General features: G+C 64.6%; 11 protein-coding genes. 8 read left to right on the forward strand and 3 right to left on the reverse strand.

Features of this window, described 5'->3' with window-relative positions:
• Positions 1 to 37 precede the first annotated feature (37 nt).
• Both ACZ1A1_RS21430 and ACZ1A1_RS21435 read left to right on the forward strand, forming a co-directional pair.
• Positions 38 to 172, forward strand: coding sequence for a hypothetical protein (locus ACZ1A1_RS21430; RefSeq protein WP_463621489.1), 135 nt, complete (start codon positions 38 to 40; stop codon positions 170 to 172).
• 240 nt (positions 173 to 412) lie between these two features.
• Positions 413 to 2,935 carry a methyl-accepting chemotaxis protein gene (locus ACZ1A1_RS21435; RefSeq protein WP_463621491.1) on the forward strand — a complete coding sequence of 841 codons (2,523 nt, stop codon included), beginning with the start codon at positions 413 to 415 and terminating at the stop codon, positions 2,933 to 2,935.
• Between the two features lie 474 nt (positions 2,936 to 3,409).
• On the opposite strand, the gene ACZ1A1_RS21440 is transcribed toward ACZ1A1_RS21435, so the two are convergent.
• A complete protein-coding gene (locus tag ACZ1A1_RS21440) occupies positions 3,410 to 3,649 on the reverse strand; it encodes an SMc00767 family acetate metabolism repressor (RefSeq protein ID WP_023516665.1) in 240 nt (79 codons plus the stop codon).
• A gap of 98 nt (positions 3,650 to 3,747) precedes the next feature.
• Positions 3,748 to 5,037 (reverse strand): isocitrate lyase, encoded by a 1,290-nt coding sequence (aceA, locus tag ACZ1A1_RS21445; RefSeq protein ID WP_463621494.1) that lies wholly within the window; start codon positions 5,035 to 5,037, stop codon positions 3,748 to 3,750.
• Between the two features lie 219 nt (positions 5,038 to 5,256).
• Between aceA and ACZ1A1_RS21450 the strand changes: the two genes are divergently transcribed.
• The 5 genes from ACZ1A1_RS21450 to ACZ1A1_RS21470 all read left to right on the forward strand — a co-directional run bounded on the left by ACZ1A1_RS21450 (position 5,257) and on the right by ACZ1A1_RS21470 (position 10,963).
• Positions 5,257 to 6,672 (forward strand): helix-turn-helix domain-containing protein, encoded by a 1,416-nt coding sequence (locus tag ACZ1A1_RS21450; protein ID WP_463621495.1) that lies wholly within the window; start codon positions 5,257 to 5,259, stop codon positions 6,670 to 6,672.
• A 167-nt stretch (positions 6,673 to 6,839) separates the two neighbouring features.
• Entirely contained in the window at positions 6,840 to 7,949 is a 1,110-nt protein-coding gene (locus ACZ1A1_RS21455; protein ID WP_415216042.1) for a polyamine ABC transporter substrate-binding protein, read from the forward strand.
• A 133-nt stretch (positions 7,950 to 8,082) separates the two neighbouring features.
• Complete coding sequence (locus tag ACZ1A1_RS21460) at positions 8,083 to 9,225, forward strand: ABC transporter ATP-binding protein (RefSeq protein ID WP_203317630.1); 1,143 nt, start codon at positions 8,083 to 8,085, stop codon at positions 9,223 to 9,225.
• A gap of 4 nt (positions 9,226 to 9,229) precedes the next feature.
• Positions 9,230 to 10,141: an ABC transporter permease subunit gene (locus tag ACZ1A1_RS21465; RefSeq protein WP_313194353.1), complete on the forward strand. Its 912-nt coding sequence runs from the start codon at positions 9,230 to 9,232 to the stop codon at positions 10,139 to 10,141.
• 3 nt (positions 10,142 to 10,144) lie between these two features.
• Positions 10,145 to 10,963, forward strand: a complete 819-nt coding sequence (locus tag ACZ1A1_RS21470) for an ABC transporter permease (RefSeq protein ID WP_313194352.1) — start codon at positions 10,145 to 10,147, stop codon at positions 10,961 to 10,963.
• 10 nt (positions 10,964 to 10,973) lie between these two features.
• Here the strand turns inward: ACZ1A1_RS21470 and ACZ1A1_RS21475 are convergent, their stop codons facing one another.
• Complete coding sequence (locus ACZ1A1_RS21475) at positions 10,974 to 12,812, reverse strand: AsmA family protein (RefSeq protein ID WP_463621496.1); 1,839 nt, start codon at positions 12,810 to 12,812, stop codon at positions 10,974 to 10,976.
• A 178-nt stretch (positions 12,813 to 12,990) separates the two neighbouring features.
• Between ACZ1A1_RS21475 and ACZ1A1_RS21480 the strand changes: the two genes are divergently transcribed.
• The gene (locus ACZ1A1_RS21480; RefSeq protein WP_463621497.1) at positions 12,991 to 14,943 is read left to right on the forward strand and encodes an acetoacetate--CoA ligase; all 1,953 of its coding nucleotides are present in this window, start codon (positions 12,991 to 12,993) and stop codon (positions 14,941 to 14,943) included.
• Positions 14,944 to 15,013 lie beyond the last annotated feature (70 nt).

Below are 15,013 nucleotides of genomic sequence, written 5' to 3' on the forward strand. Positions count from 1 at the left end.
TCCGGATTGCCTGTATCTCGTAACGGAGTGTCGCCGCATGCCCGCCAGAAACCGCCAAGCCCGCGCCCTCGCCATCGTCGCTGGGGAGAGCCGTCGCCGGCTCGCCGCCATCGGCATCAATTGCGCCCTGGCCGCCAGCCTCGTCGCGCTGCTCGCCATCCTGGCGTTCTGACGCTCTGCCGGTTGTCATAAATCGGTTTAAAAAGTGAGAGAATTTTAAAGTTTGCCGCCGAATATCGCCGGATAGGGTTCCGGATGCCGCGTCGCCCCGAGGGTTGCCGCGCGGCTGGCAATGACTGCTCCCCCGGATGCGCGGCATTGCGGCCGCATGAAAGTCGGTAATCCGGCGTCCGAATCCTGGGGAGGCCCGAAAAGGGCAGGGGTGGAGCACGCCGACAACGGATGTTCCGCCATGTTCATTGATAAGATTCTCGCCCGCTTCAAGATCCAGACCAAGGTTCTTGTCTTCATCCTGCCATTCGTTCTCAGCATCTGCGCGGTCGGCTTCACCGGCCTTTATGCGTCCGGCCTGCTGCAGGGCCGCATGGAAATCTCCAACAGCGTCCTCCAGTCGCTGAGCGGCTTCAAGGACGTCTATGCCGGCATGAACCGGTTCCTGCGCGAGACCTCCGAGGAAAGCCGCGACGCCGTGCACGAACGGTTGAACGCGCAGGGCGCCGTCCTGCAGGCGACGATGGATGCGCTGGCGCCCGACGCCGATAAGTCGCGCCTTATCGACGCGCAGGCCCAGACGAAGGACATCGAGGCCCGCATGGACGGCCTCTGGGCGCTTTACGTGCAGGAAAACGACCTGCACGATGCGATGGGCAAGACCCTCAATACCCTCGGCGCCGAGCAGGTGAAGATCCTCGACGAGGCCACCAAGCTCCAGCGCTCCGTGCGGCAGAACGAGAACGCCGCCAAGAGCATGCTGCGCGAGGCCGAGCGCCTGACCAATGCTGGCAAGTTCTTCGCCGATTTCCTCGCCGATTTCGGCAAGGGCGCAACCCCCGAGGAACAGCTCAAGCTCGTCAAGGAACGCTACCCGCTCATTTCCAAGACCGAGCGCTCGATCACGACGATCCTGCCGAAGAGCCAGAAGGTCGTTTCCATCACCATCCGCAACACGATCGACGAGCTCGGCGGCTTCCTGTCCTCCTCCGATCCGGCGGCCGTCACCATTCCGGACATCGCGCGGCGCGTCAGCCGCTTCCGCCAGGTCGCCATCCAGCTCCAGGGCGCGGCCGGCGAGAAGATGCGCGAGGCGACCCGCCTCTTCACCGAGCTAGACGAGCCGATCATCAAGTCGGAGGCGATCCTCGCCGCCACGCGCAAGCTCGTCTCCACCATCGACGACATCAAGGTCGGGGCCGCGCGCTTCCTCGGCCAGACGTCGGACACCAACCGCGTCAAGCTGCTCGGCCATCTCGCCATCCTGCGCATCGACATGAAGGGCCTGCGCGGCAGCGCGAGCGGCTTGGAATTCTTCGACACGGTCGACGAGGGCCTGTCGCCGATGCTGGAGCGTATGGAGGCCGACAGCGCCGCCCTCGTGAAGATCAGCACCGAGCGCGCCGCCGATTTCGAGGCCGCCGGCCAGTCGATCGACACGATCTGGAACCTCCTCAGCCAGTTCGCCGAGGAGCAGAAGACCAGCGCCGGCACCGAGCGCGAGAAGGCCAACCAGGTCTCGGTGCTCGCGACTGTCGCGGGCGCGGCCATCGCCATCCTCGCCGGCATCGCCCTGGTGCTGACGCTGAAGGGGCCGATCGGCCAGATCACCGGCGCCATGCGCCGGCTTGCCGACGGCTTCCTCGACACGGGCATTTCCGGCGAAGGCCGCGCCGACGAGATCGGCGACATGGCCCGCGCGCTCGGCGTCTTCAAGGAGAACGCCCTGTCGAAGATCCGCATCGAGGAGGAGAGCGAGCAGCAGCGCGCCGCGGCGGAAGCCGAGCGCGCCCGCAACGACGCCGAAAAGCAGTCGCTCGACCGCGAGATCGACTTCGCCGTCAATGCCCTCGCCGCCGGCCTCGGCCGTCTTGCGCAGGGCGACCTGTCGCGCCAAATCGAGACGCCCTTCAACGGCCGCCTCGAGCAGCTCCGCCAGGACTTCAACGTCTCGCTGGTCCGCCTTCAGGATACGCTCGGCCAGATCCGCACCAATGCGCTGTCGATCCAGCGCAGCGGCTCGGACATGCTGCAATCGGCCGATGCGCTCTCCAAGCGCACCGAATCGCAGGCCTCCTCGCTGGAGGAGACGGCGGCCGCCGTGGAGCAGATCACCGCCACCGTGCGCTCTTCCGCCGAGCGGGCTCATGAGGCGAACCTCGTCGTCGGCACGACGAAGCGCAGCGCCGACAGCTCCGCCGAGGTCGTCAGCAACGCGATCGCCGCCATGGGCCGCATCGAAGGCGCCTCGCGCCAGATCGAGCAGATCATCGAGGTGATCGACGATATCGCCTTCCAGACCAACCTCCTGGCGCTCAATGCCGGCATCGAGGCCGCCCGCGCCGGCGAGGCGGGCAAGGGCTTTGCGGTCGTCGCGCAGGAGGTGCGCGAGCTCGCCCAGCGTTCGGCCAGCGCCGCCCGCGAGATCAAGGGCCTCATCGAGAAGTCGACGAGCGAGGTCAGCGCCGGCGCGCATCTCGTGCAGGAGACCGGCTCCGTGCTCGCCTCGATCAGCCAGCAGATCGTCACCGTCAGCCAGCATGTGGACATGATGGCGACGGCAAGCCGCGACCAGGCGGCGGCGCTGCAGGAGGTCAACGGCTCCGTCAACCAGATGGACCAGATGACCCAGCAGAACGCCTCGATGGTCGACCTGACGACCGCCGCTAGCCGCAAGCTGGCGGGCGACGCCGACACGCTGATGATGCTGGTCGAGCAGTTCCGCCTGGAAGCGGACGAGCAGGCGATGCACCGCGCGGCGTGAACCGAACTACGATGGAATGAAGAAGGCCCGGCATCGCCGGGCCTTTTGTGCTGAAGGACATGCGCATCTCGCACGAAGCCATGGAAGCAAAGGAAGCACCCCTTATTATGTAATTTAAGGTTGTATTACTTTAAATATACATCTATAGGGATTAATGTCGTTATGTCCTTAACAACGTCTATGGGAGCGCTTAGCATGAACCTTTCTGCTTCATCTGTGACTGCCCTTTCCGCCGCCAAATCCCCCGAGGAAGCGGCAAAGATATTTTATGCGGAGGCCAGTCGTGGGCTCTCTGTCGTCATCGCCGATGCAATCGAGAAGGCACTCAATTCTGTCCACATGACTGCGGCCAACCCGGCGATCGCTGGATGGGAGAAACTGATCGGCGGCTGCGGCATCCAGCTTGCGTGGGAAAGCCCTCCGGTCCCCTTGCTTTTGCAGTTCGCTATGCGACGGGTTGCTGCTGAAATGCTGTCAGCCGCGGCCCTGCGTCACGATGACCGGGATCAGCAGGTCCCCCCAGTTGCCTTCGCCGCCGTGGTGGCGGGCGGAGCGGACGAGCTCCACCGAGACGCCGGCCTCGACCGCCTTCATGACGGACTGGTTGAGACGGTGCAGGTCGTTGGCGACCATGCGGATCATGGCCTGCTGGTCGGGGGTCATGGCGGAAGCCTGTTCTTCGGCGCGTTCCTTAACGCGGGTCTGGACTGTCATGGCATTTCTCCTCTTCTGAGCATTTTGCAGGCAGGCGGTACGCCTGCCGTCGCAGGAAATGCGGCTCTATGGGGTTCTTGAAAGGTTGACGGGTCGGGTTACTCGGCGGCCGGGCGGAACTGCTCGTGCTCGGTCGATTCATGCATGGCGGTCGTCGAGGACTGGCCGCCGGTGATGGCCATGGAGACGGCGTCGAAATAGCCGGTGCCGACTTCGCGCTGGTGCTTGGTCGCGGTGTAGCCGTTGGCCTCTGCCGCGAATTCCGCTTCCTGAAGTTCGGAATAGGCCGCCATCTGGCGATCCTTGTAGCCGCGGGCCAGTTCGAACATGCCGTAGTTGAGCTGGTGGAAGCCGGCGAGCGTGATGAACTGGAACTTGTAGCCCATCGCGCCGAGCTCGCGCTGGAACTTGGCGATGGTCGCGTCGTCGAGGTTCTTCTTCCAGTTGAACGAGGGCGAGCAATTGTAGGCGAGCAGCTTGCCGGGATGGGCCTTATGCACGGCCTCGGCGAACCTGCGGGCCTGTTCGAGGTCCGGCTTGCCGGTCTCCATCCAGATCAGGTCGCAATGCGGCGCATAGGAGATGGCGCGGGCGATGCAGGGCTCGATGCCGTTCCTGACCTGGTAGAAGCCCTCGACCGTACGGCCCTTGTCCTTGTCGACGAAGGGCTGGTCGCGCTCGTCGATATCGGAGGTCAGGAGCTTCGCGGCCTCGGCATCCGTGCGGGCGACGATGAGCGTCGGCACGCCCATGACATCGGCGGCAAGGCGGGCGGCGTCGAGATTGCGGATATGGGCGGCGGTCGGAATGAGAACCTTGCCGCCGAGATGGCCGCACTTCTTCTCGGAGGCGAGCTGGTCCTCGAAGTGAACGCCGGCAGCGCCCGCCTCGATGAAGGCCTTCATGATCTCGAAGGCGTTGAGCGGGCCGCCGAAGCCGGCCTCCGCGTCGGCGACGATAGGAGCGAACCAGGTGTCGACCGAAAGGCCGTTGCCTTCCGCCGTCTCGATCTGGTCGGCACGCTGGAGCGTGCGGTTGATGCGCTTGGCCAGCTCCGGCGCGGCATTGGCCGGGTAGAGCGACTGGTCGGGATACATGGCCGAGGCCGTGTTGGCGTCGGCGGCGACCTGCCAGCCGGAGAGATAGATCGCCTTCAGGCCGGCGCGGACCATCTGCATGGCCTGATTGCCGGAGAGTGCGCCCAGCGCGTTGACGAATTCCTCCTCGTGGATGAGCTTCCATAGGCGGTTCGCGCCGTTCTCCGCCAGCGTGTGGCGGATCTGGACCGAGCCGCGCAGCTTCTCGACCGCCTCGGCCGTATAGGGGCGTTCGATGCCGTCGAACCGGCCCTTCGGCGCGCTCGGGACGAGGTTGTAAAAATCGGTCATGATGTCCTCCGGTATGATGTCTCTGGATCGGGATGTCGCTGTCTTGCTGCCCGATTTCATGTGACAGTATTTACATCGCACCGCACAATACGGCGAGAGAAAACCGGAAAATCAGTGGGATAATCGGGTAATGATGTCTTGTCTTTGACAAGGCGGCTCTGTAAAAAAGTAAAATCTGTAAAATTGACAGCGCGGCCGATCGTGTAAAGGATTTGACACATGGCGGAGAACAAGATCTTTGCCGGGCCGAAGGTCCGGCGCATCCGCAATGCGCTCGGCCTCACCCAGACGGCGATGGCGGAAGGCCTGTCGATCTCACCGTCCTATCTCAACCTCATCGAGCGCAACCAGCGGCCGCTGACCGTGCAGCTCCTCCTGCGCCTCGCCTCCGTCTACAAGGTGGACCTGGACGAGTTGCAGGGCGAGAGCGCCGACAATGCGCGCCAGCTCCGCGAGGTCTTCGCCGATCCGCTATTGGCCGGCGAGCTGCCGGGCGATCACGAGCTGGTGGAGATTGCCGATGCCGCGCCGAACGTGGCGAGCGGCATCCTGAAACTCTACCGCGCCTACCGCGAGCAGGCCGCGCGCCTGACCGATCTTGCTGACGTCCTCGCGCGCGAAGGCCATGCCACCACGCTGTCAGGTACGCTGCTGCCGATGGACGAGGTGCGTGACAAGCTGGAAAGCCGCCCCAACTATTTCGGCGCCATCGACGAGGCGGCCGAGCGCTTCCATGCAGCGCTGGCGCCGGGCGACGACCTCGCATCGGCGCTCAAGGGCTGGCTGCGCAAGGAGCATGGCGTCGTCGTGCGCCTCCTGCCGGTCCACACCATGCCGAACCTGCGCCGCCGCTTCGACCGGCACTCCATGCGGCTCTTCCTCTCCGAGCGCCTGTCGCCCTTCGACCAGCTCCGCGAGATCGCCATGGAGACGGTGCAGCTCGCCCTGCAGGACGAGATCTTCGCCGAGCTCGACCTGCTCGCCTTCACGACGGCGGAGGCCAAGCGCATCGCCCGCTTCGAGCTGGCGCGCTACGCCGCCCATGCGCTGATGATGCCCTATGAGGCTTTCCATTCCACGGCGCAGCGCGTGCGCTACGATATCGACGTGCTGCGCTCGCGTTTTTCCGTCTCCTACGAGCAGGCGGCGAACCGGCTCACCATGCTGCAGCGGCCGGGAAAGGCGGGCGTGCCCTTCTTCATGCTGGAGATCGACAATGCCGGCCACCGCTTCCGGCGGGCGGGCGCCCAGGGCTTTCCGCAGGCGCGCTTCGGCGGCGGCTGTCCCAAGCTCGGCGTCCATGCCGCCTTTTCCCAGCCCGGGCAGATCCTCGTCGACCGGGTGGAGATGCCGGACGGCGGCACGTTCCTGACGGTCTCGCGGACGCTGGAAGGGCCGCAGGCCGCCTTCGCCGAGCGGGTGCGCCGCACGGCGCTGCTGGTCGGCTGCGATGCCGCCCATGCGCAGGAGACCGTCTATGGCGAGGCGGCGGGGCGGGTGGGCGCGATCGCCGTCGGCGCGGCCTGCCGGCTTTGCGAACGGCAGGGCTGTCTTGCCCGCGCCGAGCCGCCGGTCACGCGCCCGCTCGGGCTCGATGAAATGGTCGCCGGCCTCAGCCTTTTCGACTTCCAGTGAATTTCCGCTTGATTTCCGCCAAGGATGAGGTTTGAAATATGATAGGAATGGGAACAATGTGATACAAAAATTCGCTCTATGTTTGCATGAATGCAGCTTGTCGCCTCTCGAAAAACAACCATAATCGGCGGCTGTTCTTCTACCAACTCATAGGCCCGTGAAAGAAACTGGGAGATAAATCAATGATAAGGCATACTCTTTGGGCGACGGCCGCAGCGGCGGCGTTTTTGGTTGCCGGCGGTGCCCTCGCGCAGGAAAAAGTGGTCAACGTCTACAACTGGTCCGACTATATCGATAGTTCGATCATCGACGATTTCACCAAGGAAACCGGCATCAAGGTCGTCTACGACGTCTATGACTCCAACGAGATCCTCGAGACGAAGCTCCTGGCCGGCGGCACGGGCTACGACGTGGTCGTTCCGACCAACACCTTCCTCCAGCGCCAGATCGCCGCGGGCGTCTACCAGAAGCTCGACAAGTCCAAGCTGCCGAACCTCAAGAACATGTGGGACATGGTGTCCGAGCGCATGCAGCCGTTCGACCCGGGCAACGAATATTCCATCAACTACATGTGGGGCACGATCGGCATCGGCTTCAACAAGGCCAAGATCAAGGAAGCGCTCGGCACCGACGAGGTCGACAGCTGGAAGGTGGTCTTCGATCCGGAATATGCCGCCAAGCTCAAGGATTGCGGCATCAACTTCCTCGATTCGCCGACCGACATGATCCCGGTCGTGCTCGCCTATCTCGGCGTCAATCCCGACAGCCATGACCCGGCCGATATCGCCAAGGCCGAGGAAGCGCTGCTGAAGGTTCGCCCCTTCGTCCGCAAGTTCCATTCCTCGGAATTCATCAACGGCCTTGCCAACGGCGATATCTGCGCCGCGGTCGGCTGGTCCGGCGATATCTTCCAGGCGCGCGACCGCGCCGAGGAGGCCAATAACGGCGTGGAAGTCGGCTATTCCATCCCGAAGGAAGGCACGCAGATGTGGTTCGACCAGATGGCCATTCCCGCCGATGCGCCGCATGTCGAGGAGGCGCACGCGTTCCTCGACTACATCATGCGCCCGGAAGTCATCGCCAAGTCGACGGAATACGTCCACTACGCCAACGGCAACAAGGCCTCGCAGGCGCTGCTGCCGGAAGACATCATCAAGGACCCGACGATCTATCCGGACGACGAGACCCTGAAGAAGCTCTTCACCAACACGACGCTGGATTCCAAGACGCAGCGCGTGTTCACGCGAACCTGGACCAAGATCGTGACCGGCCAGTAACCGGCTCGAGACAATTGCCCGGAACAGGTTTCCGGGCAATTTCATTTTGCTCGACGCAGTTTCCGCCGCAAGCCGCCGCTTCGTCTCGCCGGAACTGCCGGGAATGCCAGAAAAAGAGAGTTGGGGACAGGCAATGAAATCTCTCGGCAATATCCGTCGTTCCTTCGCGCCCTGGACCGATCCGGACGCAAAACCGTTCATCACCTTCCGAAACGTCACGAAGAAGTTCGGCGATTTCACTGCCGTCGACGACCTCACCCTCGATATCTATCACCGCGAGTTCTTCGCCCTGCTCGGGGCCTCGGGCTGCGGCAAGTCCACGCTCCTGCGCATGCTGGCCGGCTTCGAGCGGCCGACCTCCGGCGAGATCATCCTCGACGGCCAGGACATCGCCGGCATCCCGCCCTACAAGCGGCCGGTCAACATGATGTTCCAGTCCTACGCGCTCTTCCCGCACATGACGGTGGAGAGCAATATCGGCTTCGGCCTTCGCCAGGACGGCATGCCGAAGAACGAGATCGCCGAGCGCGTCGCCCAGATGCTCAAGCTCGTGAAGCTCGAGAAATTCGCCAAGCGCAAGCCGCACCAACTTTCCGGCGGCCAGCGCCAGCGCGTGGCGCTCGCCCGCTCGCTCGCCAAGCGCCCGAAGGTGCTCTTGCTCGACGAGCCGCTCGGCGCGCTCGACAAGAAGCTGCGCGAGGAAACCCAGTTCGAGCTGATGGACCTGCAGCAGGAGCTCGGCCTCACCTTCGTCGTCGTGACGCACGACCAGGAGGAGGCGATGACCATGGCCGACCGCATCGCGGTGATGAGCCATGGCAAGGTCATCCAGGTCGCCACCCCGGCGGAAATCTACGAGGCGCCGAATTCCCGCTTCGTCGCCGACTTCATCGGCGACGTGAACATCCTCGACGGCAAGGTCTCGGCCAGCGGCAACGGCAAGATCGAGCTTGCCGCCAACGAGGGCTTCACCATCCGCACCGCCGCCGCCGGTGACCCGGCGCCCGGCAGCGCCGCCGGCTTCGCGATCCGCCCGGAAAAGCTGAAAGTGTCGCGCAATGCGCCCGCCGACGCCACGTTCAACGCGGCGCAGGGCGAAATCTGGGATATCGGCTATCTCGGCGACATGACCGTCTTCTACGTCAAGCTCGACAGCGGCAAGGTCGTGAAGGCCTCCATGCTGAACGCCCAGCGCGAGGTGGAGAACCCCATCGCCTACGACGAGAAGGTCTGGGTCTCCTTCGGCGAGACCGCCGGCGTCGTATTGAAGGATTGATGCGATGAACAAGCTCGGCTCCGCCATCTTCAGCCGCCTTGTCATCATCGTTCCCTATGCCTGGCTGCTGTTCTTCTTCCTCATTCCCTTCTTCATCGTCTTCCGCATCTCGCTTTCCACCACGGCGATCGCCCAGCCGCCCTACGAGCCGGTCTTCGCGCTGTCGGACGGCCTTGCCGGCCTCTGGGCAAAGCTCGGCGAGCTGCATTTCGACAATTTCGTCTGGCTGACGGAGGATGCGCTCTATTTCAACGCCTATCTGTCGAGCCTGTGGATCGCCGCGCTCTCGACCGCCATCACGCTGCTGATCGGCTATCCCATCGCCTACGGCATGGCGCAGGCACCGCGCTCGCTGCGCCCGACGCTGCTCATGCTGGTGATCCTGCCCTTCTGGACGAGCTTCCTGATCCGCGTCTATGCCTGGATCGCCATCCTCAAGCCGGAAGGGCTGCTCAACCAGTTCCTCATCGGCACGGGCATCATCGACCAGCCGCTGATTATCATGAACACCAACTGGGCGATCTATATCGGCATCGTCTATTCCTACCTGCCCTTCATGGTGCTGCCGCTCTATTCGGCGCTGGAGAAGATGGACAACACGCTGATCGAGGCCGCGCAGGACCTCGGCTGCCCGCAGATCTCCGCCTTCTGGAAGATCACCTTCCCGCTCTCCATTCCGGGCGTCGTGGCGGGCTGCATGCTCGTCTTCATCCCGGCGGTCGGCGAGTTCGTCATTCCCGACCTTCTCGGCGGATCGCAGACGCTGATGATCGGCAAGACGCTATGGAACGAATTCAACGCGAACCGCGACTGGCCGGTCTCCGCCGCCGTCGCGACCATCCTGCTCCTCATCCTGGTCGTGCCCATCGTGTTCTTCCAGAATGCGCAGGCCAAGGCCGAAGAGCAGGGGAGATAAGCCATGAACACCTGGTCCCGTTTCAACATCGTCTCGGTCGTCCTCGGCTTTGCCTTCCTCTACCTGCCGATCGTGCTCCTGGTCATCTTCTCCTTCAACGAGTCCAAGCTCGTGACGGTCTGGGCCGGCTTCTCGACGAAATGGTACGTCTCGCTCTTCCATAACCAGGGCCTGATGGATGCGGCCTGGGTGACGGTCCGCGTGGGCCTGCTGGCAGCGAGCGTGGCGACCGTCCTCGGCACCATGGCGGCGCTGGCGCTGACGCGCTACACGCGCTTCCGCGGCCGCCTTCTCTTCTCGGGCATGGTCTATGCGCCGCTCGTCATGCCGGAGGTGATCACCGGCCTGTCGCTGCTGCTGCTCTTCGTCGCCATCGGCTTCGACCGCGGCTTCTGGACGGTGACGCTGGCGCATATCACCTTCTCCATGTGCTTCGTGACGGTGGTGGTGCAGTCGCGCCTGCTCTCCTTCGACCGCTCGGTGGAGGAGGCGGCGCTCGACCTCGGCGCGACGCCCGTAAGGACCTTCTTCGAGGTGACGCTGCCCATCATCGCGCCGGCCGTGCTGTCCGGCTGGATGCTGGCCCTGACGCTCTCGCTCGACGACCTCGTCATCGCGAGCTTCACCTCCGGTCCGGGCGCGACGACCCTGCCGATGAAGATCTACAGCCAGGTGCGCCTCGGCGTGACGCCGGAAATCAACGCGGCCTGCACATTGCTCATCGGCATCGTCGCCGTCGGGGTGATCATCGCATCGGTTATGACGAAGCGGCGGGAATTGCAGCGGGTGCGCGACGAGCAGGCGGCCTTCGCCGGCCGCTGATACGGCCGGATCACCGGCGGGGCTCTTGCCCCGTCAGGACCGCGATGGGCGAGATCACCGGCTCCGGCCAGGAGCCGCCGACGAAGAAGCTGATCGCCGGATTGTTCGGGGCGACGCCCTCCTGCGGACGGTCGGCGAGGCTGCCGGCCAGCGCGAGGCTGCCGGTGCGGTAGGGGATAAGGCCCGAAAGCGTCAGCAGCCTGTCCGTCCCCTCGATTTCCGCCTTGGTGAGTTCGGCAAGCCCGCGGTTCAGCTTTGCATCCATGTCCGCGCGCACGAAATCGAACGCGCCGTCGGCGACGTCCGAGGCGCTGAAGAACGTGTTCTGCGCCGCCCGCTGCTCGAAGGCCGGGCGGTTGAAGTGGGTGAGGGTGCCAGGCCCCATGCGCAGCCGGAAGCTGCCTGACATGTCGGATATCGTCGTCGCCCAGAGAGGCAGGTCCGTCGAAAGCTCGAAATCCGCCGAGCCGATGCCGGTCGGCAACGGGCCGGGCAGCGCGAGCGTGCTGACGATGGCGCCGATATCGACATTGCCGAGCGACATCTGTAACTGGCCGCCGCCGCGGAAGCCGCTTTCGGCCAGCACGATGCGCCCCGTCATGCGCCCGCCGAGAAACGTGCTGTCGCCGACATCGAAGGAGGCCCGGCCGTTCTCGACGCGCATCCCGGCGGCAAGATCCTGCAGCGAGAACGGCGCGAAGTCCGCGCTCTTCGCGGAAAGCCGCAGGTCCATGGCGAGCTGGCGGATGAAGGCGGTGTCGATGCCCGGCGCATTCGGGTCGGTGCCGGGAAGCGGCGAGAAAGCGGTGAGGAAGGCGCGCAGGTCCATCTTGTCGAAGGCGAGCGTGCCGTCCACTTTCGGAAGGCCGTCCGACGGCATGGCGATGTCCAGAACGCCCGTCGCCTCCGCATTGTCGAGCACCAGCCTGACATTCTCGAGCCGCGCGGAAGCACCCGAGCTGGTGACGTTCGCCTCGGCGCTCACCTGGCCGATATTGCCGACCGCCGGAATGTCCTTGCCCTGCCAGGCCAGCAGGCGGCTGAGCGACGGCGTCGAAAGCTGCATGGCGCCGGAGATATAGGCATTGCCGGAAAGATTGGCGGTGCCGTCGAAACCGAACTTCGCCGGGTCGGCGGAAAGGCTGGTCTGGACCACGGCGTCCCGCCCGGCGAGAAGCGCGAGCGGATGGCCGGTGGTGAAGGACCAATGGGTCATCTCGCCGTTGACGACGCCGGAGAGCGAAAGCTTCAGCTGCCGCCGGAGCGCCGGCCAGTCGATGCTGCCGTTGATGTCCGTGATGCGATAGGGTTTTTCGCCCCGCACGATGTCGAGCACGCCGTCGCGGAAGGAGATCGTGCCGATGCGCTCGTCCTTTATGTCGGCGGGCTGGCCGTCCGGGGCCTTGGCGGTCGCGTCGATCGCCTGGATCAGCCAGCCGCTGTGGCGCCAGTTGAAGACGCCGTCGGCGTTCCATCCGGCGTGGACGACGGGGCGCACCAGCTCGAAATCGCTGAAGCCCGGCTGGCCGCGCACGGCGCCGAGGAGATCGAAGGTTGCCGAGACCTTCTCGACGCTGGCGAGCTCTCCGCTGGTGCCGTCCGCCTTCGTGCCGACGATGCGCACATTGCCGAGCGTCACGCGCGGATAGGGCCAGAAGGAAAATTCCGCTTTCCGGCCGGCATGCACCGTCGCGCCGGTCCAGTTTTCCAGCGCCTGTTCTATGCCGCGTTCCACCGTCGCCGTCTGCACGAGGAAGGGGAAGGCGATGCGCCCTGCCGCGACGACGAGGAGAACCGCAAGGATGCCCCGCACCAGAAGCTTCGAACGGAGGAAACGGGATAGGGTCATGCGGGGCGCGGCTCCTCTGCCGGCAATCTCATCTCAAGCAAAACGGGGATAGGCGCTCATGCGGCAGAAATCAAATGCCGCCATGGCGGAATTGCGTTCGGCGACGGCGCGAACGGGCGTTCCCCGCTTTATAGTGCGGCGCAACATGCTATACGAATGCCATGGAGTGGAGGACAGCATGACGTCAGAAATGCCCCTGTGGGAACCTTCGGCAGAAATCCTGGCAAAGAGCCCGATGGCGCTCTTCATGAAGGCCGCCGGCCAGCGGGCCGGGCGCGCCTTCGCCTCCTACGACGAACTCCACGACTGGTCCGTCGCGGACCGGGCCGGCTTCTGGACCGCCATCTGGGACGAATGTGGCGTCATCGGCGAAAAGGGCGGGACGGCGCTCGAAAACGGCGAGCGCATGCTGGAGGCCCGCTTCTTCCCGGAGGGACGGCTGAACTTCGCGGAAAACCTCCTGCGGAAGACCGGCACGGGCGATGCCATCGTCTTCCGCGGCGAGGACAAGGTCTCCTATCGCTGGTCCTGGGACGAGCTCGGCGCCCGCGTCTCGAAGCTTCAGCAGGCCTTTGCCGCCATGGGCATCGGCGAAGGCGACCGTGTCGCGGCCATGATGCCGAATATGCCGGAGACCATCGCGCTGATGCTCGCCGCCGCCTCCCTCGGCGCGATCTGGTCTTCCTGTTCGCCCGATTTCGGCGAGCAGGGCGTGCTCGACCGCTTCGGCCAGATCGAGCCGAAGCTCTTCATCGCCTGTGATGCCTACTGGTATGCCGGCAAGCCGCAGGACGTGTCCGGGAAGGTGAAGGCCGTCGCGGCCAGGCTGGAGACGCCCGTTCTCGTGGTGCATTATGCCGGCGATGCCGAGGCGCTCGCCGCCGCGCTGCCGGACGGCCGCACGCTCGATGCGCTGATGGCGCCTTATGAGGCAAGGCCTCTCACTTTCACGCGGCTTCCGTTCCGCCATCCGCTCTACATCCTCTTTTCCTCCGGCACGACGGGCGTGCCGAAATGCATCGTGCATTCGGCCGGCGGCACGCTGCTGCAGCACCTGAAGGAGCACAGCCTGCATTGCGGGCTCGTCGAGGACGACCGGCTGTTCTACTTCACCACCTGCGGCTGGATGATGTGGAACTGGCTGGTCTCCGGCCTTGCGGTCGGCGCGACGCTCTGCCTCTTCGACGGCTCGCCCTTCCATCCGGACGGCAACGTGCTGTTCGACTATGCCGAGGCGGAGCGGTTCGCCGTCTTCGGCACCTCCGCCAAATATATCGATGCGGTGCGCAAGGGCGGCTTCACGCCGGTGACGACGCACGATCTTTCGAGCCTGCGCCTTCTCACCTCCACCGGCTCGCCGCTGTCGCCGGAAGGCTTTTCCTTCGTCTACGAGGGCATCAAGCCGGACGTCCAGCTCGCCTCGATTTCCGGCGGCACGGATATCGTCTCCTGCTTCGTGCTGGGCATTCCCCTGAAGCCGGTCTGGCGCGGCGAGATCCAGGGCCCCGGCCTCGGCCTTGCCATGGACGTCTGGAACGAGGACGGCCATCCGGTACGCGAGGAGAAGGGCGAGCTCGTCTGCACCAGGGCCTTCCCCTCCATGCCCGTGATGTTCTGGAACGATCCGGACGGCGCGAAATACCGCGCCGCCTATTTCGAGCGCTTCGACAATGTCTGGTGCCACGGCGACTTCGCCGAATGGACAAGCCATGGCGGCATTATCATCCATGGCCGCTCCGACGCCACGCTCAATCCCGGCGGCGTGCGCATCGGCACGGCCGAAATCTACAACCAGGTCGAACAGATGGAGGAGGTTGCCGAAGCCCTCTGCATCGGCCAGGACTTCGACGACGACGTGCGCGTCGTGCTCTTCGTGCGCCTTGCGCCCGGCGTCGTGCTGGACGAGGCGCTGGAAAAGAAGATCAGGACGAAAATCCGCACCGGCGCTTCGCCGCGCCATGTGCCGGCAAGGATCATCGCGGTCGCCGACATTCCCCGCACCAAGTCGGGCAAGATCGTCGAGCTTGCCGTGCGCGAGGTGGTGCACGGCCGCCCGGTCAAGAACAAGGAGGCGCTCGCCAATCCGGAAGCGCTGGGGCTTTTCGCCGACCTGCCGGCGCTGAGGTCCTGAAGGCCGCGCTTTAACGGTTTGCCGGCCGCCGCGTTAACCAAGTTTTCGGACTTGTGAACGAAACCTTTGT

Source organism: Shinella sp. R2-11, from assembly GCF_055330205.1.